This window comes from Nonomuraea sp. NPDC001684 (assembly GCF_053596515.1).
Genome location: NZ_JBSFGJ010000845.1, coordinates 1 through 1,657, shown reverse-complemented (window position 1 = coordinate 1,657; position 1,657 = coordinate 1). Strand labels below are relative to the sequence as shown.

1 protein-coding gene is annotated in these 1,657 nt (G+C 75.6%); it reads left to right on the top strand.

Annotated features, from left to right (window positions below):
* Window positions 1-11: 11 nt before the first annotated feature.
* On the top strand, window positions 12-1,657 hold a 1,646-nt coding region (locus ACWCSD_RS52415; RefSeq protein ID WP_449927386.1), incomplete at its 3' end, for a tetratricopeptide repeat protein.

Genomic DNA, 1,657 nt, shown 5'->3' with positions numbered 1-1,657 from the left:
GCGCCGTCCTGGTGACCTCCCGCTCTCCGCTGCCCGCCCTGGAAGGTGCCGTACGGCTCACGCTCGACCTCCCTGACGAGAAGGATGCCAGGCTCCTGCTGGAACGCGTGGCGGGCCCGGACCGCATTGGTTCGGCGCCCGGCGCGGCCGAGCAGATCCTGCGTTCCTGCGGCCGGTTGCCGCTGGCCATCCGGGTCGCCGGAGCCCGCCTGGCCACCCGGCCGGTCTGGCCGGTCAGCGAGTTCGCCACCCGGCTGGCCGGACGGGGCCTGGACGAGCTGGTCGTCGGCGGGCTGGACGTGCGCGCGACGTTCGAGCCGAGCTACGCGGCGCTGCCAGGCCCGGCCAGGCGCGTGTTCCGGCTGCTGGGCCTGGCCGGGCTGGACAGCGTGGCGGAGTGGTCGGTCGCGGCCCTCCTCAGACCACCCGCCACGGAAACGGACGCGGCGCCCGCCAGCCCGCCTGGCTCGGACGGGGACGCGGACAAGCTGGGGGCGACCCCGCTGGAGGCGGATGCGGCGCTGGAGACGCTGGTCGCGCGGGGCATGCTCACCTCGACCGAGGTGGACGGGGCCGGACAGCCCCGTTACCGGCTGCACGACCTGCTGCGGGTGTACGCGCGGGAACGGGCGCAGGCGGAGGAGACCCCCGAGGGGCGGCGTGCGGCGCTCACCTGGCACGTGCTGGAATGCCTGCGGCGTACCCGGGCCGCCACGCGCCGCCTGCCGATCCTGCTCGCCCCGCCGTACGAGCGCGAGCCGGAGGAGGGACCGGCGCCCGACGTGCGGGCGAGCGAGATGTGGCTGGCGGCCGAGCGGCGTACGCTGATGCTCGCCCTCAGCACCGCCGCCGAGCTGGGCCTGAACGACGTGGCGGCCGAGCTGGGGCACCACCTCACCAGCTATTTGATCATGGATCGGTTCCTGGCCGACGCCGAGCGGGTCCAGCGGATCGTGATCGGGCTGGGCGATGAGCGCGCCGCGCTGCGGGCCCGGCTGCTGCTGGCCACGGTGGAGATCGAATGGGGTCGGTTCCCATCGGCCGAGACCATGTGCGGCGTGCTTCTGGCGGAGTTCGGCCGCGCCGGCGACAGGCATGGAGCGGCGTACGCGCTGATCGTCAGGGCCGCCGCGCGGCACGGCATGGGCCGTCTGGACGGGGCGCTGGCCGACGCGTACGCCTGCCTCGACCTGATGGCGGCGCCCGGCGACGCCGCCGGGCTGGCGTACGCGTGGACCTGGCCTGTCTGGATCCACGTCGAGCGCGGTGAGCACGGGCGGGCCGTGGAGATCGCCAGAGCGCGGCTGGAGGTGACCGAAAAGGACGACTACGCCATCCGCGGCAACCTGCTGCGCGGCCTCGGCACCGCCCTCTACCAGCGGGGCGAGACGGCGGAGGCCGTCGTCCGCTACCGGGAGGGCCTGCTGGCGGCGCAGGCGCTCGGCGATCGCGCCGAGACGAGCAAGGCGCTGCGCCGGCTGGGGGAGGCACTGGGGGCGCTGGGCCGCTTCGACGAGGCGGCCGAGACACTGGCGGCGAGCCTGCGGCTGTTCGTGGTGAGCGGCGACACCCTGGGCGAGGCGCTGGCCGGGCACACGCTCGGCGTCGTGCACCTGCGCCAGGGCGAGCCCCGCCGGGCGGTGGCGGACCTGCGGGC